19 protein-coding genes and 1 pseudogene are annotated in these 20,636 nt (G+C 39.2%); 5 read left to right on the top strand and 15 right to left on the bottom strand.

Annotated features, from left to right (window positions below):
- Nucleotides 1-23: 23 nt before the first annotated feature.
- The 4 genes from CPS_RS08535 to CPS_RS08525 form a co-directional block, all read right to left on the bottom strand.
- Nucleotides 24-2,171 carry a TonB-dependent receptor gene (locus tag CPS_RS08535; protein ID WP_138140259.1) on the bottom strand — a complete coding sequence of 716 codons (2,148 nt, stop codon included), beginning with the start codon at nucleotides 2,169-2,171 and terminating at the stop codon, nucleotides 24-26.
- Between the two features lie 132 nt (nucleotides 2,172-2,303).
- A complete protein-coding gene (locus CPS_RS08530) occupies nucleotides 2,304-4,643 on the bottom strand; it encodes a TonB-dependent receptor (RefSeq protein ID WP_011042750.1) in 2,340 nt (779 codons plus the stop codon).
- Between the two features lie 269 nt (nucleotides 4,644-4,912).
- A complete protein-coding gene (locus CPS_RS23265) occupies nucleotides 4,913-5,077 on the bottom strand; it encodes a CCGSCS motif protein (protein WP_081428709.1) in 165 nt (54 codons plus the stop codon).
- Nucleotides 5,078-5,243: 166 nt separating this feature from the next.
- Nucleotides 5,244-6,293 (bottom strand): NAD(P)/FAD-dependent oxidoreductase, encoded by a 1,050-nt coding sequence (locus tag CPS_RS08525; protein WP_011042747.1) that lies wholly within the window; start codon nucleotides 6,291-6,293, stop codon nucleotides 5,244-5,246.
- A 656-nt stretch (nucleotides 6,294-6,949) separates the two neighbouring features.
- Here CPS_RS08525 and CPS_RS08520 point away from each other — a divergent pair.
- On the top strand, nucleotides 6,950-7,264 hold the full coding sequence (locus tag CPS_RS08520) for a c-type cytochrome (RefSeq protein WP_011042746.1): 315 nt from the start codon (nucleotides 6,950-6,952) through the stop codon (nucleotides 7,262-7,264).
- Nucleotides 7,265-7,358: 94 nt separating this feature from the next.
- Here the strand turns inward: CPS_RS08520 and norR are convergent, their stop codons facing one another.
- From norR to CPS_RS08500, 4 genes are all read right to left on the bottom strand, one after another.
- Nucleotides 7,359-8,897 carry a nitric oxide reductase transcriptional regulator NorR gene (gene norR / locus CPS_RS08515; protein WP_011042744.1) on the bottom strand — a complete coding sequence of 513 codons (1,539 nt, stop codon included), beginning with the start codon at nucleotides 8,895-8,897 and terminating at the stop codon, nucleotides 7,359-7,361.
- 62 nt (nucleotides 8,898-8,959) lie between these two features.
- Entirely contained in the window at nucleotides 8,960-9,217 is a 258-nt protein-coding gene (locus CPS_RS08510) for a cytochrome C oxidase subunit IV family protein (RefSeq protein ID WP_011042743.1), read from the bottom strand.
- Nucleotides 9,218-9,225: 8 nt separating this feature from the next.
- Nucleotides 9,226-9,840: a cytochrome c oxidase subunit 3 family protein gene (locus CPS_RS08505; protein ID WP_011042742.1), complete on the bottom strand. Its 615-nt coding sequence runs from the start codon at nucleotides 9,838-9,840 to the stop codon at nucleotides 9,226-9,228.
- 81 nt (nucleotides 9,841-9,921) lie between these two features.
- Nucleotides 9,922-10,281 carry a hypothetical protein gene (locus CPS_RS08500; protein ID WP_011042741.1) on the bottom strand — a complete coding sequence of 120 codons (360 nt, stop codon included), beginning with the start codon at nucleotides 10,279-10,281 and terminating at the stop codon, nucleotides 9,922-9,924.
- A gap of 413 nt (nucleotides 10,282-10,694) precedes the next feature.
- On the opposite strand from CPS_RS08500, the gene CPS_RS08495 reads away from it, so the two are divergent.
- Together CPS_RS08495 and cueR are read left to right on the top strand one after the other, a co-directional pair.
- A complete protein-coding gene (locus tag CPS_RS08495) occupies nucleotides 10,695-13,070 on the top strand; it encodes a heavy metal translocating P-type ATPase (protein WP_011042740.1) in 2,376 nt (791 codons plus the stop codon).
- Nucleotide 13,071: 1 nt separating this feature from the next.
- Nucleotides 13,072-13,482, top strand: a complete 411-nt coding sequence (gene cueR, locus CPS_RS08490; protein WP_011042739.1) for a Cu(I)-responsive transcriptional regulator — start codon at nucleotides 13,072-13,074, stop codon at nucleotides 13,480-13,482.
- A 26-nt stretch (nucleotides 13,483-13,508) separates the two neighbouring features.
- On the opposite strand, the gene CPS_RS08485 is transcribed toward cueR, so the two are convergent.
- The 6 genes and pseudogenes from CPS_RS08485 to CPS_RS08460 form a co-directional block, all read right to left on the bottom strand.
- Nucleotides 13,509-14,522 (bottom strand): hypothetical protein, encoded by a 1,014-nt coding sequence (locus CPS_RS08485; protein WP_138140257.1) that lies wholly within the window; start codon nucleotides 14,520-14,522, stop codon nucleotides 13,509-13,511.
- A gap of 138 nt (nucleotides 14,523-14,660) precedes the next feature.
- A complete protein-coding gene (locus CPS_RS08480; RefSeq protein ID WP_011042737.1) occupies nucleotides 14,661-14,975 on the bottom strand; it encodes a cupin domain-containing protein in 315 nt (104 codons plus the stop codon).
- Between the two features lie 131 nt (nucleotides 14,976-15,106).
- Nucleotides 15,107-15,796 (bottom strand): hypothetical protein, encoded by a 690-nt coding sequence (locus tag CPS_RS08475; protein WP_011042736.1) that lies wholly within the window; start codon nucleotides 15,794-15,796, stop codon nucleotides 15,107-15,109.
- Between the two features lie 112 nt (nucleotides 15,797-15,908).
- Nucleotides 15,909-16,043: pseudogene (locus CPS_RS24070) on the bottom strand (excalibur calcium-binding domain-containing protein); the annotation flags it as partial.
- A 323-nt stretch (nucleotides 16,044-16,366) separates the two neighbouring features.
- On the bottom strand, nucleotides 16,367-16,972 hold the full coding sequence (locus CPS_RS08465; RefSeq protein ID WP_011042734.1) for a glutathione S-transferase: 606 nt from the start codon (nucleotides 16,970-16,972) through the stop codon (nucleotides 16,367-16,369).
- Nucleotides 16,969-18,189, bottom strand: coding sequence for a YbfB/YjiJ family MFS transporter (locus CPS_RS08460; RefSeq protein WP_011042733.1), 1,221 nt, complete (start codon nucleotides 18,187-18,189; stop codon nucleotides 16,969-16,971). Before CPS_RS08460 ends, CPS_RS08465 begins: the two co-directional genes overlap by 4 nt.
- Before the next feature lie 199 nt (nucleotides 18,190-18,388).
- On the opposite strand from CPS_RS08460, the gene CPS_RS08455 reads away from it, so the two are divergent.
- Nucleotides 18,389-19,267 carry a LysR family transcriptional regulator gene (locus CPS_RS08455; RefSeq protein WP_011042732.1) on the top strand — a complete coding sequence of 293 codons (879 nt, stop codon included), beginning with the start codon at nucleotides 18,389-18,391 and terminating at the stop codon, nucleotides 19,265-19,267.
- A 169-nt stretch (nucleotides 19,268-19,436) separates the two neighbouring features.
- Here the strand turns inward: CPS_RS08455 and CPS_RS08450 are convergent, their stop codons facing one another.
- Complete coding sequence (locus CPS_RS08450) at nucleotides 19,437-19,910, bottom strand: LysR family transcriptional regulator (protein WP_011042731.1); 474 nt, start codon at nucleotides 19,908-19,910, stop codon at nucleotides 19,437-19,439.
- 127 nt (nucleotides 19,911-20,037) lie between these two features.
- On the opposite strand from CPS_RS08450, the gene CPS_RS08445 reads away from it, so the two are divergent.
- Nucleotides 20,038-20,604 (top strand): cytochrome b, encoded by a 567-nt coding sequence (locus CPS_RS08445; protein ID WP_138140256.1) that lies wholly within the window; start codon nucleotides 20,038-20,040, stop codon nucleotides 20,602-20,604.
- Nucleotides 20,605-20,636: the final 32 nt, after the last annotated feature.

Here is a 20,636-nt window from a genome sequence, read left to right as displayed (position 1 = left end):
ATTAATTCTAGTCTTAGTCTGGACTAAAAGTTGGCACTAACACCAAAATGAATAGCGCGCGGTTGACCACCAAAGAAGCGATAAGAGCCAAACGCATAATCAGCACGACTAGCGTATTTCTCATCGGTTAGGTTCTCAATACGGGCAAACAAATTAACATGACGATTTATTTGAACAGCACCACGAAGTTGCCACAAGTTATGCCCTTTATACTTATGCTCATTAGCTGGGTCTAAGAAGTAGTCCCCCATATGTAACCATTCTAGTTCAAGGGTTGTGTTCGTCGTTGGTAACCAGCGTAATCGTGTATTGGCAAGGTTTTTAGGTGCGGTATCAATCTCATTACCTTTTACCACGCCACTGCTTGGACGGTCGAATTCGTATTCATGCTCGCCATAGCTGTAATTAATAGCCAGATTGATGTTTTCGGTAAAGTCATAGTTAACGCCGAGTTCAAGACCTTGATGTGAAGTTTTACCATCGGTAACATTGAGGCCACTAGCATCGCGGAAGAAAACGTTATTTTTAGTCATGGTATAAATAACAGCTTCATAATGAAATTTGTCAGTTACGCCACGTACACCTATCTCAGTACTGCTAATTTCCTCTGAGTCTATTTCTCCTACCACTTGTTGATTTTGTAATCGATACAAGTCTGTCGTTTGTGGCGCCCTAAATCCTTGCGACCAAGCGCCAAACAACGCGGTATCATCAGCAAATTGATAATTAAAGCCAAGCTTGGTACTAGTATTATTAAAGTGATCATCGCTATCACTCGGTCTAAGATACAAACAAGGGGTCGCTTCGCCTGAGTTATTAACACAACTGCTACCATCAGCTTTAGTGGTGCCGTCAGCAATGAGATTATTGTAACGATACTCGGTGGCATCAAAACGGATACTACCGGTGAACTTTAAAATATCGTTCACTTGCCAGTCTGCTTGAATATAGGGCGCTATCGTTGAAGCCTCAACCTCATAATCATAATGTGTGCCTTGTTGTCGTGCTTTACCAAAACTAAAGGTATCTGGCTTTTGTTGCGTTTGGGTCAGCTCTCCCTCAGTCCACTCAGCATCAATACCCATGACTAACGCTAGGTTAGCTTCTAGTTGCCAATAATAATTACTGGTAACTCCGACACTGTAATGACTATTTTCTTCTATCGCTTTTGACGGCAAGTAGTGTTGGCGAAATTCCATTTGATTGACCCGAAAGTATGGGGTAATACTGAAGTGAGTTTTAGCACTTAATAGACGTTGCCAGTTAGTAGCAATACGTAATGATGACCACTTACGATATGCATCATCATCACAATTTTTTTCCATTGCATTACGGTCTTGATAAAGGTTTCCATCTGCATAGTCAGAACTATAACAATCACTTCCATTGTCACCTGAAGAGATAAAACCAGCGGTATCTTGATCTAGTACAAAACCTGAAATAAGCGTGCTAATTTTATCAACACCTTCTTCATAATCATGTCTGCCATTGACCTTAAATGAAGTAAAGCCACTATCATCTCGATAGCCCTCTTCGTCAATAACTTGAAAATTACCACTGACACCTTGCTGATCCATTTCCCGACCTAGCGTGCCTTGAAGTTGAACGCGTTCATTCGGACCAAATAGTAATGAAACGTCCCCTTCATCACTCGGGGCTTTTGTTAAGACATTAATCACACCATGCACGGCATTAGAGCCATAGACAGCACTAGCGGGTCCTCTGATAACTTCTATTTCACTGGCTTGCGCAAGGTTCAGCTCTGATAGACCATTATTATTGGCAAAACCAGCAGATCGCGTAGCAATACCATCTTCGAGGAACAAAAAGGCGCCAGCAGCTCCCGGTCCTGTTAGCACAGGAGAGCGCATTGAAGGCAATGATTCCATGCCATTATTAGTTTGAATATGAACGCCAGTTGCACGATTAAGAATGTCGCTAGGGTGAACAGCGCTAACAATGTCGATATCTTCAGTGGAAATGCGATCGACATTGCCGGCAAAACTCAACAAGTCAGAGGCTTGTCGACTGCCGGTAATGACAATAACCTCGGTATGAGATGAATTGTTTTGCTCGATTTTTATATCATCATCTGCCAGCGCTATCCCACTCAAGCTAGTTAGTGATAAGGCGCAATAAGAAAGGTAAGCAGGATAAGAGTTTTTGTACATCGATTTGATCTTATAAGAGATAAAATACATACCCTAATCCTATTCTCACTGCTGCAACAATGCTTTCCTCCTTTAGTATGACAAAGCTCGTCTTTTAGTGAGTACGCCAGTATTCTACCGATTCAAATAAATTTAGAACTGATAGTTAATACTGACGCTGATAGCACGTGGTCTTGATGGTCCGACAAAGTATTCATCAAATTCCGTATCTGGGTATAGTTCGCCTAGCACTTCATCGGCTTCGCCATAGGTTCCAAACGTATCAAAATGACGGTCAAATAAATTATCCACTTTCGCAGATAAACGTAGTCGCTCATTGATTTGATAATTCAGATAAATATTGGTTACTGCATAACCCGGTATTTTCTTATTATCGTTTGCTTCATCACCTCGATAATAGGATGAAGAGGCATATAAAAATTCTGTGCCGACATTTATCTGGTCGTTGAACAGCCAATTTATATGGAATTTAAACTGGTTTTGAGGTTGTCCTGGTATTTCATCACCTGGATTAACTTGTCTGTTCGGTCCTAAAGGATTAACAGGACTAAAAGAGACAAAGGGAGATTCAAACGTTGCTTTTAAATAGTTATAACTAGCACTAAAATCAACATCGCCAACTTGGGTGGAAAACGCAAGCTCTACTCCTTGGCGCTGAGTTTTATCAAGGTTGATAAAGTAACCTTCATTAGACTTTTCACCCGCCTGTTGGAAGATAATATCTTGATAACTCAAGGTTGAAAAAACCGTGGCTAGCGCTGAAAAATTGGTATTATCGTAATGTAAAGACGCTTCTGTTGTTTTGGCAACAACTTGCTCAAGAGGCGGATCGGCAACAAAAGCATTGGGTAATTTACACGGGTCTTCTTCATCCGCACAACTCAATTCAGCAGGGCTAGGTGTACGTGAAGATTCACTGTAACTTAATTTAACCGAGTACTCTTGATTAAGCTGATAGTTAACAGAAATTGCCGGATTAAAACGATGAAAAACATGCTCACCGTTTAGTGAGCCTTTGCCAGTCTCAATTTGATCCTTCATGCTCACATCGGCGTAATTGTAACGACCAGCGAGGTTAAGGGTAAAATTCCCCCCGAATGTCATCGCATTTAAAAAGTAAAGATATTGCTGTTGAGTTTTCACCTTTAAACTTACACGTGATTCACTATCATACAAACCAATACCGGTTACCGAACGGTCATCATCTACTGTTTCATTATTAAGTATGCCAAATTGGGTATCGCTGTTGAAACTAATTTGAGCTTGATCTACACCCAAGCCAAAAATAAATTCATTATCAACAGCGTAGAAAGATTCAGAAGCATCAAAATGACTTAATCCAACCCATTGCAGCGCAGCACCATAACTTTCATTATCCGTTAAACCTGTATTCAAAGTACCATCTATATCGTCTGCATCAATATCACTTAGTTCGCTTAACCAAGTATCTTCATCATAACCAACAAAATGAACTCGCTCTAAAGAGTCATCTTCCCCCTCTTCACACAAGCTATAAAGCGAGCCAGACTCACACTCTTCATAATCACTGTCATCACCATTTAAGCTGTTAATTTCGTTTTGGCGATAATAAACATTTGCCTGCCATGACATTTGATCGTTAATAACATTGTCGGCCTTAACAATGAACTGTTGAAAACTCGTGTCGGTTTTATCTGGCTGGGTATAAATAGCGCTTCTACCCGCTAATCCAGCAAGTTTTTCTGGCACTGCGCCATTACCAAGCATTTCGTTATTATTGGCAGAAACAATAAAATCGATGGTACGACGTTCACTCGCATAAGTAAGGGTTGCAAGCATCTGTTGTAATTCACTTGCAGAATGATCTCGCCAACCATCCTCTTGATACTTGTTGGCAACAAAATAATAACCCCAATTGCCCTTATTACCGCCAGATTGCACCGTATATTGTTGTTGTCCAAAGCTACCAAAACGAGCCTCAAGCTCATTTTGTGTATAGCTAAAGCCATTTTTTGTCTGTAACGCGAGCGCACCGCCTAAGGTGTTTTGGCCAAAAGCAGGGTTTGAACCAGAATATAAAGAAACAGTGTCAAGCGCCGCAAGAGGTATTAAATCCCAATTTACGGTATCACCAAAGGGTTCATTAAATCGTACGCCATTTAAATAAACAGAGATGCCCTGAGGTAAGCCTAATAGCGGTGAAGCGGTAAACCCTCTGTATTGAACATCAGGCTGAAATGGATTATTTTGCACGTCATTTATATGCAAACTCGTCAGCTGATTCTTCATATGTTCGGCTAAAGAGATAGCTTGCGATTGAACAAGCGCTTGCGCATCTATCGTTTGAACACTGCCAAAAGCACTGTGATCACTGACGACAGTACTCGACAGTGGCGTTTGACCATAAACATTAATTTTTTCCATATCATTTATATCTTGTCCTAATACGGGCAAGATAATAAAAAAGCTTAGACAGGCTGAGACGCTTTTCATAAACATTCCTGAGATCATAATTAACGCTGATGATGGTGCAGTCTTCGTCAAAAATCAATCAGAGTGAAGTCAATTACAAAGCAACCACTACACAATAAAGACTTACATTACAACAAGTTAAAAAACACCAACTTAATCATTGTCATGCTAAAGTATGAGTGATTTACTCCTCTATGTTTATACCTTTATTAATTGAATATCTATTTAAGCAATGTCAGCTCAAGCGTAATCAGCCGTTAATTTCGTCTATTGTTATCGATGACTCTGCACTATTCTCCTCCACAACCACCACAACATACGCCATCTTCGCCATGCACTTTTTTATTCTCTTCCTCTTCAGTTGAGTTATTTTTTACAGCATTATCGTGTTCGTTTGATTGTGCGGATACGTTATCGTTAGTTTGCGCTTTGTTAGTCTTGAAAATATTAAACATGATGTTTTCCTATTATTTGGTTGAACGGTTAAGTAAGTTATTTTTAGCTATTTATCTGGTTTTAGTTAATTTAGTTAATTTAGTTAAGTTTGATTTGATTTGATTTGAAAAGATGAGCACTGAGACCATCTGATCTGCATTTATGCTATCTGACGGTAATCAATGACTAACTCAACATCGCTTCCAGTGAGTGTTCTACTCCCAATCGTTGATGTACTACCGGACTCGTCGTTGTGTATAACGTGGGAATACGGTCTTTCTCTAAAACGGTTTCGGCAATAGAAAAGGCTGCTAACGCTGCCTCATGAAAGCCGCTTAGAATAAGTTTTCTTTTACCGGGGTAATAATTAATATCGCCCACGGCATAAATGCCAGTTACTGATGTTTGAAATGATTGCGTATCTACTTTTATTTGGTGTTGATGCATTTCAAGTTGCCAATTATCTATTGGTCCAAGTTTGGGTGACATCCCAAAAAGAACGACGAGTTCATCAAGTTCCACTCTGCGGTTAACGCCATCTTTTGAGGTAATAGTCAGTCCTGTTAGCTTATTTTCTTTTTCTTGAAAACTGCTCACTTGGCCACATAAAAACTGCATTTTTAGTTGCTCACATAACTCATACATTTTATTAACGCTGCTTTTTGCTGCTTTAAAATTACTACTTCGATGAATAAGAAGCACACTCTTAGCTGTTTTTTGCAGCGTTAAGCTCCAATCCAAAGCAGAATCACCACCGCCTAGCACAACCACATTCTTATCTCTGAAATGTTCAATATTACTAATACGGTAAAACAGTTGTGTATCTTCAAATTTATCGATTAACGGCAGTTTTAATTTAACAGGTGAAAAAGCGCCATTACCCGCCGCAATAACGACTGCGCGGCAATGAATTTGTGTCTGTTTATGAGTCGTGACGATGAAAGAATGCTCTGAGACTTTCTCGATATGCTCTACCCGTTCAGCCAATAAAAATGTAGGGTCAAAAATTGCAGCCTGTTGCCAAAGGTTATCTATCACTTCACTTGCTTTTGCGTTAGGCAAGGCAGGAATATCGTAGATAGGTTTATCTGGGTATAGCTCACTGCATTGACCCCCTATCTCCGGCAAACTATCAATTACAACAGTACTTAATCCTTGTAAGCCAAGCTCGAATATCTGAAATAAACCAACGGGACCTGCACCGATAATAGCAACATCTGTAGTTAGGGTTTTCATAAGTACCTCCTTGGTACAGTTAGCATATTCTCAGGGTTGCCTCAGCAACTTGAAGAATTGGTATTTTTTAAATAATGAAATATGTGGGTTAATTCATGGTGATTTTCACTTATACCCAAGCCACTTGAAGAGGCGTGTTTCAGGACGCTTGAGGAACTCATGGTCAAGGCGCCTCTTTTTATTAAGGGTTATTCCCTTAAAACAAGAGGCAACGAAGAACATGTTTTGCTCAAGCGTCCCCGCAGGGCTGGTTTATAAACGCTTTACGCTACGTTATTGATTTCGACAATAGAATAACTATTCTCTTCAATCAATGCCTTGCCCAAAGGCATTTATAATTCCAGCTGAAACCTGCATCTTCAGGTCGCTTGGGTATATCAACAATGTTGACTCCACTCATGTAACACATATTGCAGTAATGGTACTGCAGAAGGCATGCCATAATAATAAAAGCTTATAAATCATTAAGATAAATAAAACAGTAATAATAATATAGAACAAACGTGTCCATATAACTCAAGATACCGAGTCTTTATGACATCAAACTAAATTAAACAAATCAAAAAATTTAAAAAATCTTATAAAAACAAGTAGATATAATATGGCACAGTGGTTGCTATTATTTGACTAGGTCTAACATTAATCTAAGGAAAATTATGAAAAAATTACTATTGAGTTCAGTAACACTTGCACTAGTTACATTGTCTTTTAGCAGTTTCGCTGGAGATATTGCAGCTGGTAAAGCCAAATCAGGTATGTGTGCAGGCTGTCACGGTGCAAAGGGCAAAGCAATAATTCCCACTTACCCAAACCTGGCTGGACAGAACCAGCAGTATTTGGTTAGTTCTTTAAAAGCTTATCGTTCTAAGAAGAGAAATGGTGGTCAGGCGGCGGTGATGCAAGGCATGGCTGGTGCATTATCTGATAGTGATATAGAGAATCTTTCTGTCTATTTTGCCAGTTTAAAATAACTAACTTCTTTAAATAGGTGAGCTCTTGAAATAAGCAGCCTAAAAAAATGAAGCCAATAATAAACTATTGGCTTCATGCCGTTCATTATAAAACTTAGGTTAACCCTAGACGTTTCGCTTGACGATATAAATTGCCTCTATCAAGTTGCAGTTGACGTGCAGCTTTTGCCCACACATGATCATTATCTTCCATTGCTTGTGTGATCAACTGACGTTGAAAATCCGATAGTATTTCGTTAAATGATTTATTGTCAGTAGAAATTACTGGAGTAATACTGCCACTTTCAACAGCGCTATCCGCAACAAAATCTGAACCTAAATGTTTAAGTTCTATCACTGCTACTTTTCCTTCTGCGCTGGCTGCAGCTCTCAATGCTGCACGCATAAGCACGTGTTGCAGTTCTCTGACATTGCCTGGCCAATCGTATTGCATGAGTTGGTGCATAGCCGTTTTACTCACTCTGACATTGTTGGTGCCAATTTTTCCTTTAATATTATTTAAGATAAAGCCACTCAACTGTGGAATATCATCAATTCGTTCACGTAAAGACGGTACATTAAGCGGAAATACACTTAACCTGTGATAAAGATCTTCTCTGAATCGTCCTTGGGCAACTTCTTTGGATAAATCTCGATTAGTGGCAGCAATAATTCGCACATCAACATAGAAATTTTTATCCGCTCCAACCCGCTGGATCTCGCCCTCTTGAATAGCTCTTAATAGTTTTGCTTGAAGATTTAAAGACAGTTCACCTATTTCGTCTAAGAATAATGTACCGTGATTGGCGAGCTCAAACTTACCCATGCGATCTTTATTGGCGCCAGTAAACGAGCCTTTCACATGACCAAATAATTCACTTTCCGCGATATTTTCTGACAAAGCCGCACAATTTATTTGTACGATTGCTTCTTCACTTCGACGTGATTGCGCATGAACAGTACGTGCGACAACCTCTTTACCCACGCCAGTTTCTCCGGTAATTAATACCGAAAGCTCTGAATTGGCGACTACCTTGATCTCATTTTTTAATTCCAACATCTTCGGGCTTTCACCAACAAAATCGTCACCTTTGGCTTTATGAGCGTCTTTCACCAATTCATTAGTTAAACACAATGCTTTCTCATTTCTTTTCTCTAACACAGCGATACAGTTAGCATTACGTATCGTTGCTGCTGCAAGTGCAGCTAAAGTCGCAACGGTAATATCATCGACATTACTAAAGGCACCAACTTGTAACGCATCCAGCGTGAGCACGCCAACAAGGTTTTCCTCAACATATAAACAGCAGCCCATACAATCGTGTACATCAAGTACACGTTTGGGGTCTATCGATAGCAGACCATCATAAGGGTCAGGGTAACTTGAGTCAGCATCAAAACGAATGGGTTTACGCGAAGATAAGATAGCTTTTAATCTTGGGTGTTCTTCAGGAGAAAAGCGCATTCCCAGTACTTCGGGTGACAAACCGTCAACCGCGACAGGAACCAAATAATCATCTTGTAATACCAATAAGGCTACTGCATCACAAGGCATTACTTCATTAACGGCCAGCATTAAACGCTGATAATGGGCTTTTTTAGGTAAACTTAAACTCAGATCTAAAGCAATTTTTAGTAACGTTTTTTCAAGCACAAGCAATATTCCAACGTGGGGAAAAAGAATAAATCATTAGTAATTCAATGATTATAGCGTGATTAGATATATATAATGATAGCTAATATCGTAGGGACTAAAATAGCGTAACTTAACAAAAGCCAGCGCCATTTAGCTTGTGCCCTCTTTAGCTCCATAAAAACATCGACGATCTGCTGGCCTTTTATCACTACTGACAGGGTAACTAATATCGCAACTAGATTTGTCTGACTATTTGATTGTGCCAATAAAGTACTAACCAGTGTTAGTACTATCAGAATAATTGCTGAAAAATGCACATTATTAATTAAGCGATTCATAATTTATCCTAGTGAATGATGTAAATAAGAAAAAAAACAATAATCCAAACAAGATCAACCATATGCCAGTACGAAGCTCCTGCTTCAAAACCATTACTATCCGTCGGAATATAAGAATCTTTGCGTGCTTTAAGTCCCATATAAGCCAAAATAATCATTCCTAATAAGACATGCATAAAGTGAAAGCCAGTAATGAAAAAGTAAAGGGTATAAAAGGTGTTCGTTGATAGGTCATAACCAAGCCCAACCAAGGTTGTATATTCACTCAGCTTTAAGACCAAATATACGGTAGCACTAAGTAGAGCAAGTATCAGTCTTCGACTTGCCACAAAATTCTTACCTTTCTTCACTGCTTCAACAGCTAAGGCAACATAATAACTGCTAACAATTAAAGCTAAGGTGCAAGATAGTCCGATGGAAGCATTAAGTGTGGCTCTGCCCTCAATAAACATTTCACTTTGTATCCGCTGCGTAACGGCAAAAGTAATGAAAAATATAGCAAAAACAGTAAGTTCCATAACAATGAAAATCCACATTGCTAAATCACCAGGCAACTTCTTTTCTGAAGCATGATTCGTTACAGCTACCTTGTTAATTTCATCAAAAAGTAGAATATTAGTCATTTAACGTCCTTTGGTTTAGCTTGAGTTTAGTTTGAGACTTTCACTGAAAATTTATTACTCATCAAAAATAACGAAGCTGTACTATTCATTAGTTTCAATCGGTATAGCTCTAAGTCCTACTATTTTGACTTTATCGCCCACTTGAAAAGTATAATTTGGCGAGCGAATTAACACCTCTTCATCATTTTCTTGCTTCACTACGTAAGAGTTACCGCTAGTACCTGATAATTTTTGCACGCCACCACCTGCCCAAGCACCGACTAAGCCGCCTGCAATAGCACCTACAGGTCCGCCTAAAACCCCACCAATTAAAACAGAACTCCAACCCCCAATAACTTGACCGACACTATTATCAGGTACGCTTTGCACAACTTCATCAGCATTTGAGTAACTACTTACTAGCAACATTGGGATAAGAAGCATTGATTTTATTGTTTTCATATAAGTATCCTATAACTTAAGTTTTTGTTTAATGTTTCTTATATAGCAAAAACAGAGCCAATAAAATAAATACCTATATATCAATAAGATAAAAAAAACACTTGTATTCACAAACCAAATCGATGTCATATAAACATCAATAAAGCTGGAGGTAGGCATCAAATACACATCAAGAATAGCGAGTTGTTAATTGCACAACCTTACGTAAATAGAGAGCGGCTTGAAAACCAACGAGTCGCTGATCTGACAAAACCTTCACAATAATGATTTCCCCCCCTATTCGAGTACTGTGATTGCACGTCATACTGTCAATTTTCATTGAAAACATCTTTTCTCCCAAAACGGTTGACCTTACTACCGTGGTAAGCTTTATCCTCAGCTTAGTTCTACAATTCAATTAAGATGAGAAGCTTATGAATACAACTACACAATTCAAAATTGACGGTATGACCTGTGCTTCATGTGTAGGTCGTGTTGAAAAGGCGTTACACAAAGTGATTGGCGTGACAGATGTTACAGTCAACCTAGCTACAGATACGGCAACTATTCAAGGTACTGCCAGTCATAGTGAATTAATTACGGCTGTTATTGAGGCGGGTTATCAAGTGCCAGTAAAGGTAAAGCAATTTGGTATTGGAAAGATGAGTTGCTCCTCTTGTGTGAAGCGGGTCGAACAGGCATTGCTAAAAGTAACCGGTATGGTCAGTGCATCGGTAAATTTAGCCACAGAGCACGTACAAGTAAAAACTTTATCCTTTGTAACCGATGAACAACTAGCCCAAGCCGTGACACAAGCCGGTTACCTTTTTATCCCGTTGAACAATGACAGCGTGATAAAAATAACCAGTCAACATCAGCCTTTTTATACTAAAGCATGGTGGCCCGTGTTGGGAGCAGGCCTACTTACCTTGCCATTGGTGTTACCCATGTTAGGCATGTTGTTTGCGCAACAATGGATGTTACCGCCTGTTTGGCAATGGTTGTTAGCTACGCCAGTTCAGTTCTATTTTGGCGCTCGTTTTTATCGTGCAGGCTGGGGGGCATTAAAAGCGGGTATGGGCAACATGGATCTTCTTGTCTCCATCGGTACCAGTGCAGCCTACGGACTATCTTTGTATTTGTGGTGGAGCTTTGATAGCGCTCATGGCATGCCGCACTTGTATTTTGAAAGCAGTAGCGCAGTAATAACCTTGGTTCTGCTGGGTAAATATTTAGAACACAAAGCAAAACGCCGAACAACTGATGCACTTAGAGCATTGGAAAATTTGAAACCTGTTGAGGCGACAGTGCAACGCTTAGGTAAATGGCAAAAAGTGGCCGCTTCATCAGTGCAATCAGGTGAAAAAGTTAAAGTAATACCGGGCGAAAGCGTCCCTGTTGACGGTGAGATTTTACAGGGGCAAAGTCATCTGGATGAAGCGTTAATTAGTGGAGAATCGATTCCGTTAAGTAAAAAAGAAGGGGATATTGTCACGGGTGGCTCACTTAACTTGGACGGTATTTTAGAGATCCGTGCCACTAATGTTGGTACCGAATCTACCTTATCTAAAATCATTGAATTAGTTGAGCAAGCCCAAGGTGCTAAAGCCCCCGTACAGGCAATAGTAGATAAAGTCAGCAGTATCTTTATTCCTGTGGTGTTATTGGTCGCACTTACCACCTTATTGGTGACAGGTTTAGTATTTGATGACTGGACCAATGGCATTCTCAATGCAGTAGCCGTTTTAGTTATTGCCTGTCCATGTGCACTTGGTTTAGCAACTCCTGCAGCCATAATGGCAGGCACAGGAACCGCTGCCAGATTAGGCGTATTGGTTAAAGATGCAGTGGCATTAGAGCAGGCAAAAAAAATCGATTTAGTGGTATTTGATAAAACAGGTACCTTGACCCAAGGCAAACCTGTTGTAAATGAAATGACGGTCATCAGTGGCAGTGAAGAAACAGTATTGCAGTTGGCCTATTCCTTACAAATAAATAGTGAGCACCCATTAGGCAAGGCAGTGGTTGAAAAGGCATTAACCAAAGGGACACAAGCATTACCTGTCAATGAATTTCAGGTTGTCGCGGGTTATGGTGTCAAAGGCAACATTGCTGACAATTTAGTATTGATGGGCAGTAGTCATTGGATGCAAGAGGTAGGCGTAACACTGCCAACCGAACAAATAAAAATAGCGGGAGCTTCTGTTTCTTGGTTGGCTTGTCAGCAACAAGATCAAATAACATTACTTGGGCTATTTTGTTTTAGTGATAAATTAAAATCTGATGCGCTGCAAGCTGTGAAGCTATTGCAACAACAAGGTATAAAGGTTGCTATGCTTACCGGTGACAATCAAGCGAGTGCAACATCGGTGGCGACAGAATTACAGTTAGACGATTTTAAAGCTGAGGTACTGCCAGCAGATAAAGCAAAATATATTATTCAATATCAAGAGCAAGGTTATCAGGTTGCTATGGTTGGTGATGGCATTAATGATGCGCCAGCACTAGCACAAGCAGATTTGGGCATGGCAATGGCATCGGGTACTGATGTTGCGGTTAGCGCTGCGTCTTTCACTTTAATGCGCAGTAAGCCAAGCCTAGTACCCACGGCATTGATCATTGCAAGACTGACTTATCGTAAAATACAGCAAAACCTTTTTTGGGCCTTCATCTTTAATGCAGTGGGAATTCCACTAGCAGCCTTTGGTTATCTTGACCCCATTATTGCCGGAGCTGCAATGGCATTTAGTAGCTTATTTGTTGTCAGTAACGCATTGTTATTGCAACGCTGGACACTTAAGGAGAAATAACATGGATAAACTTGTCACCATAGGCAAAGCCTCCGGTTTAACGGGAGTGTCGGCCAAAATGATCCGATACTATGAAGAGATTGGCGTGTTGAAAAAAGCGAGTCGTACAGATGCAGGTTATCGACTATACAATCAAGCGCACATACAACAACTGGGATTTATCCGTCGTTCGAGAAACTTAGGCTTCTCCATGACTGAAATTCAGTCACTGCTCAAGTTCTGGCTCGATACTGATAGAGAAAGTCGACACGTGAAGCAACTAGCGCTGAGTCATTTACAGGAGATAAATGAAAAAATATTGGAGCTAGAGCAAATGAGAGAAATATTACAAAAACTAGCGGATAAATGTGATGGTGACGATAACCCTGACTGCCCTATTTTAGAAGGTTTAGCTCAATTTTCATCTGAATAAAGTAGGAAATGAAGATGAACCAGGCATTAAGTATCGTGTGCGGATAAAGACTTAGACACGATCATAATATCCAGTACATAATAGAGTGACTCCCAACCCCAAGGTTGGCGCCCCAAGTTATGAAATATCATGCCAGTAGCAATATCTTCGGCAGAGAATTGTTGCTCATGTTCAGCAAAGTATTGGGCAGCTTTTCCCATTTCAGTGTCCGTGAGTAATTTTGTCATAGCGCCAATCCCTGAGTGGTAAGATTGAACTAAAAGTATATCGAAAAGTGCTTGTTGTTTTGCCTTCTCAAGATGCCCAAATACCGAGGAAAATACTGGCTGAAGGTTTCTGCTAATCATCACGTATAACCGTACAGCGCAATCTACCTGTGCCATACGATGTTGATAGAAGCGCTTTTCAATACCACAATCATTCAAAACCTCAGGTTTTAACTGCAGCATCCCCAAAGCATTGTCGCTTGAACGAACATGTTTTTTTGCACCACTTTCAATAATCAACTGGGCGACAAACAACCTTAATGACAAGGTATCTATTGGCTTAACTAACTGTGAATTTCGGTGTTGAAACATTAATCCGACCAATGCCTCTAAGCTAATAGGATTGGACTCTGTACCGGCCTTAACACCGTCCCAAGTGCCCCATACTTTCGAGTCCGGCGTTATGCCTTTTACTCGGTCAATAGCCGCACGAATATCAACCCATGGCTGATCACAACTCAGCGCAAAGGGATAACCTATGGTAGACATGCTCCCTTCAATCCAGCGGTTAACCTTTTTATTTTGATGTAATTGCAGACGAATTTTATTTAACTTTTCCTGTGTCGCTATGCCCGTATCTTCATTATCCATCCAGGTTAAGAATTGACCCCGTTGATCAAAAAACACATGTCTGTCAGGGAATTCGCAATAACCATTCGACAGTAATACCCAGCGGCGTAATTCTGCTAAGTTTTTGGACGCCCCTTTACTAAAAGAATAAGGAGTATCGCGAACAATTTTTTTCCAATCGGAAGTCGGCGCTGCAATAGTCATTGCACACCATAATAGAAAGAATATTGCTAAGGGATACTTTATTCGCACGATAATTAACTCACTAAAAAATCGACTATTACTATAACTATTCCGAGATGATAATAATAAATTTAATCTCTGTTCAAGGTTTAAATATTTTTATGTGTTGTCTTTAAACCAAAATTCGATTTCATCAGTATCAACGTCAAAATGAGCTGAGTGCTCTACATGTGCAGGCACATGATACCAATCTCCTGTTGCCACATGCGTCGTTGTACCATTCATTGTTAATAGTAATTCACCGCGAGTAATAACCCCATGATTATCAGTACCATTAGTATGCGATGGAATTGATGTTCCTGCTGGGTACGAAGCAAATAAGACTTCACTCTCTTTTGCTTCCAGTTTATAAGCATCAAACCTACCATCATATAACGGTAGACTCTTTATTCTACTTGGATAATTACCAGACATGAACTGCATCCTTTTTGAAATACATAACGCCGCGATAAGCGGATAAAAAACGTTGGCTAAAATGTGAAGCGAACCATAGCCAACTGTTGAAGTTCCTGCTTGAACTGCTTATTAGACCTATATTACACCGTTCAAATTCTAACCCCATAAGTAAAACTACAATAAGGAAATACATGATGTTTATCTACTGGTTTTAATTCTATTATCTCTACTTTACTTACTAAATCTATGTCTGTTTTTTTTTGTATTTCAAAATAAAATGACCACATTTTATTTGCAGATACTAATTTAATATACGGATAACTTGGTATATGCCATTTCCCTGTTAAGTGCTCTGGTTGACTGAAAGGAACATCTGAATATGACAATTGGTATGTCTCATCTCTATTTAAACGAAGCTTAACTGATATTTCGCATTTTTCTGCTTCATAATCATTTACAAGATCTTGAGATAGTAATTTGTCACTTTGCTTTAGTCCATCAGGAAGAAGAAGCAAGCCAACACTATTTTTTGTATAGTAATGATTACCCGCAAAGAGAGGTTTTACTATTGGGAGTCTCCAACCTAAATTTTCTAGCGAATCGATTAGTATATTTAAATTATCTTCCCCTTTTACAAACGGAGAATAAAGTAATGTCGATTGTTGAACATCATCAGGAAAAGCTAATGTGTTAGCTATAACTTCAAAGTCATGTTCTTCAAGGGTTTTAGTTATTTTATCTGTTTGTTGTTCAGACAAATAACGAGAGTAAAGATGAACTTTTGTAGAAGAACAAGATAATAGAAAGAAACATATTAATGCAATACTTAAAATTTTCATTTAATTCCAATCCTTTGAAATATTCCTAACGCCGCCATAAGCGGTGAGTAATAGTTGGCTATAATCTGTGAGGAACGAAGCTAAGCCAACTATTAGCCGTTCGTTTTAACACCTATCTTTTTTTGTACCCTTCACATGGAATGCCATCATTATCACCATCCATTTTTGTATTAGGACAATGTTTTATAAAGTACTTAGCTTCTTCAAATGATCTCATTTGAGAACAATGTTGCCTACCATCACATTTAAGCTTCGGCTTCTTTTTCGATTTGTTAACCGCGTATTTTTTAGATTCACTGTTATACCCCTCTTTAGCTAAACTATCAGAGGAAAAAAACAAAAAAAACACGATTAAAATTGGAAAAAATATTTTCAATTTACACAATCCTTATGAAACCTATAACAGCTTATTATGAGGAAAAATCCCTTCTTTCTACAAGATGGGAAAAATCGTCCATAATTTTATAATGGACTGAGATTACTCGATTGTTATAGATAGATCAATGAGTTAAAAGTATTGGGCTAAGTGGTTAATGTATTAAGGAATCTATTCAGCCTAATAAGCGCTTTTTATTCAAATGCTGTTTCTTTAAAGCTTAAACGTTTACTGATGTTACTACGCCAGTCCTCTAACTTTGTATAGCTATTGGATATTCCAAGTTCTGGTAATCTAAACGCTAGGTAATCTAAGGCTACGGCAACAGCAATATCACCAATAGAAATGGTTTCAAATGATATATAACACTCTACATTGTTTTCTAAATGTTCAAGAGTTCGTTGAATTTCTCTTAAACCTCGTTGACTTAAAACAGAATCATTGGCCTCGTTATTTAAGTACTTAGCTGAAATTACCGTAGAAAAAGCAGCATCCATTAACCCAACACCTAAACCCGCAACATGAAGAGTCTCCTCTTTACGATCAGCTGTAATGAGCGGTCGAACTGAACATTGTTCATCTAAATAAAGCGCAATGAGAAGAGATTCAGATATTGCCATACCAACATCAGTCACTAATGTTGGTATTCGCCCAATAGGATTTTCCCTAAGGAGCGCTTCATCATCACTCCAAGGATCGCACCAACACAGTTCAACGTTACCTTCTAATTGTTTTTCTAACATAATAATGCGCACCATACGAGCGTATGGCGAGGTTGCATTTAGATATAATTTCATCATAGTTTCATCTCATTAAGTGTTGTGGATTTATTTTGTTTTGATTTGTTTGTTGCGATGACTATTTCTCCTATAAAGAGAAGAAAAAAACCACAAACTATCGCTGTGCTGCCTATGTAAAATAGATAAATATAACTTTCCCAAAGGTTATAAATTAAAGACATTCCATAGCCTGAAATCGCTTGCGCTATAGCGAAAGTAGCCGTAGCTAATCCCCAAAATTGTTTGTGTTTTCGCGCTCCAACTAATTCGGCTATTCGACCTGAGGCAAGTGCAACAACTCCTGGAACCAAAGCGCCAACAATAAAAGAGGATATTGTTAAGATAATTAAACTATCTGATAAAGTGGGAAGGAATACGGCAACTGCTTTAAACAAAAAAGCAATGAGAAGTGCATAGCTTAGTCCGACTTTATGCGCAGTAATGCCAACAAAAATGGGGCCTAACATTGCGCCTATGCCAAAAACTAACCATTGTGTAGACGCAATATTAATTCCTAATCCTAACTCTCGTGCTAGATAGTCAGCCCAAAATACTGTGTGTGGGATAAAGCCTACGGCATCAAGCGCGTAAGCAGCTACCAGCAAAAATACGATAGTTTTAGTTTTATGGTTATCGGTGGTTTGTTCAGAAGTTACCTCTTTTTGAAATGCTTTATTAGGCAGCTTTTTAAGGGCAAAATGACAGAGTATGCCAATAAAAATTATGATACCTCCAAGAGAAATCCATGTAATAAATAAATTAATCTGTAAGAGCAAAGGCACAGTTATCGCTGATATTACAGCGCCTAATCCAATGCCAATAAAAACTAAGGTACCTACACTTGTACGGCGAGAAAGAGGTGTACAAGCCAGAGCTTCTGCTGGGCCAACAACCATAAGAATAGCGCCAGCTATCCCAGCTATAAATCGCCAAATAAAAAACCATTCGAAACTATTTGGCTGAGCACAAAAAATGAAACTCAAACAGATGCTAACTAAACAAAGCCTTATCACTGATGAAGGATCAAACGATTCTGATAGTCGAAAAGCAGAGAGAGCACCAATCAAATAACCTAACAAATTTGCAGCCCCCAAATAAGCAGCTTGACCTCCACTGAACCAGCCTTGTTGTACTAACTCGGGCAATAAAGGGGTGTAAGCAAAGCGGGCTATGCCAATCCCTGCAAGCGTTGCCATAATGCCAACAACTATTGCAGGATGGTCTTCTTTTTTAATCATTTTTATAACTCACTATGATAGGTGCAATTTACTGTGCTAATTAAAAGTTACAGTAAAACAACTTACTGCACTTTATTTCGCTCAATTTGGCGACTCTTACCACGTTATTGTATTACGCCAATGCACACCATTAAAAGTGATTTGTAATGAACTCAAGTATCATATATTGTGATAGATAAAGTTAATAAAGAAAAATAAGATGCAAATAAAATCACTTCGCCTTTTCATGGATGTAGCAGAGACTGGAAGTTTTGTTGCCGCAGCAGAGCGTCAACACACTGTTCAATCGAACGTAACAGCCCATATCAAGAAGCTAGAGGAAGAGTTAGGTGCTCTACTATTTCACCGTAAAGGTGGTGCTCGTTTGACTACAGCAGGTAGAGATGTGGTCACTTATGCAAAACAAATACTCAAATCTCATGATGATGTTTTAGGGTTATTTAAAGGTGATGAGTCTATACCTAGTCGACTGCGAATTGGCGCAATGGAGACAACAACAGCATTACGTCTACCCCCTGTATTAGCTGCCTTTCATGCCCGTTATGCTCAAATAGATATTACCGTTGAAACAGCTCCAACAGCCCAACTGCTAACTCAGTTAATAGAAGGTGATGTAGATGGTGTTTTTATTGCTGGAAAACCAAAGCACAAGCGCTTGCAAGTTATAAAAGCATTCTCTGAAGAATTGGTACTTGTCGGCCCTAAAACATTACAAAAATTCCCCACCGCTGAACAATTCTTAGAAACAACTTTTCTCGCGTTTCGTCAGGGGTGTAGCTACCGCCAACGTATTGAGCAATTACTTTCAACTTGTGGAGTCAATGCAACGCGTATTTTTGAATTCGGTAGCATAGATGGCATATTAGGTTGTGTGGCATCAGGTATGGGTTATTCAATTATGCCCTTGTCCACAGTGGAGGCTCATCGCCATCGGTTCGACATTGGTTATCTCAATCTGCCCTCGTCTATCGCTAATATAGATACCTATTTTGTTACAGCTAAGCAGTCAACTTGGACACCTTCCCTTACCCGTTTTGTAGATATTTTGAAAACAATTAAGTCTGATGTTAAGCAATGAGTAAAGAGTGTTTAGATACTTATTAATGAAAAGGGGTCGCTATTGAAAAATCAGCGCCTCTTAATTATTTAAAATAACCAATGTCTGACGTTTCACAAATATAAATACAAACCATTTAAACATTCAATACTAAACAAATAACCGCTCAGATAAATAATCAATCAACATTCTAATTCTTCGAAAGAGGTTTCGATTTAGCGGATATAAGGCTTGAGTCTTCCAGTTGCCCCACTCTGAGTGCAATATTTATCCCCTCTTCCACCAAATCTTCAATACGCCCACTGGCTATTACTTCAAGGTCTATTTCTGGATATTGAAGTTGAAAATCTATCAACAATTGGCCAAAACCAGAAATGATAAGACTTTGAGGCATTGTTATACGAATGTTCCCCCTTGGCGCTCCTTGGCTGTCCATGACTTCGGCACGAGCATTTTCAGCTTCAGCCATGATTACCTTACAGTGCTTATAGAATTGGCTCCCTTCGTCAGAAAAACTCAATTTTCGCGTGGTGCGGTAAAGTAGCCGAGTTCCCAGATCTTCCTCTAAAAACCAATTTTTTTTGCTGATAAATGATTTGGAAAGTCCAAGTTTATCAGCCGCCGCAGTAAAGCTTCCAGTTTCCATCAGTGTTAAAATATTCACATTAATACCTGTGAGTGAACAATAAGTTGACTAATAGCACGTATATCAACCCATAAAAATACAATAAGCTATACATAAGTGATTATACATGGCATTAGTTGCCAACAATGAATCTGAAAGGTGACTTATGAATACTGAAAATATGAAAGAACAAAGCTATGGCAAGTTTGCTAAGTTTTTGCACTGGGTAATGGCCCTGATGATAATAGTACTCATTGCAGTGGGTACTTACATGGCAGGATTAGATAAAGCGGATCCCAACAAAATGCTACTCGTGGGTATGCATAAATCTTTTGGCGTTATCTTCATGCAGTTCGCGATTCTCCGTGTGATTTGGAGTCGACTTAATAACTCACCAAAATTGCCAGACGTATTGGCGAGTTGGGAGAAATTACTCTCAAAAACAATAACAGGCTCATTATACTTATTAATGTTGGCCATTCCGTTTAGCGGCTATGCCATGACAAATTTATTTGGTTACCCTGTTAGCTTATTCGGCTTAATCGACCTACCTGTTTTGTTTGGTAAAAATACAGAAATGGCCCTATTGGCTAAACAAGCGCATTTTCTACTGGTATATACCCTAATGGCTGCATTATTTGCCCATATTACAGGGGCACTAAAACATCGATTTCTAGATAAGCCTGAAGCTGATGTTCTGCCGCGCATGATGCCAATAAAACCGCGCATATAAGAAATAATTTAACGTTATCTGCTCAACTTTCG

Origin of the sequence: Colwellia psychrerythraea 34H (assembly GCF_000012325.1) — a bacterium.
GTDB lineage: Bacteria > Pseudomonadota > Gammaproteobacteria > Enterobacterales > Alteromonadaceae > Colwellia > Colwellia psychrerythraea_A.
The sequence above is the reverse complement of the archived record's forward strand: the minus strand, read 5'-3'. Positions and strand labels throughout refer to the sequence as shown.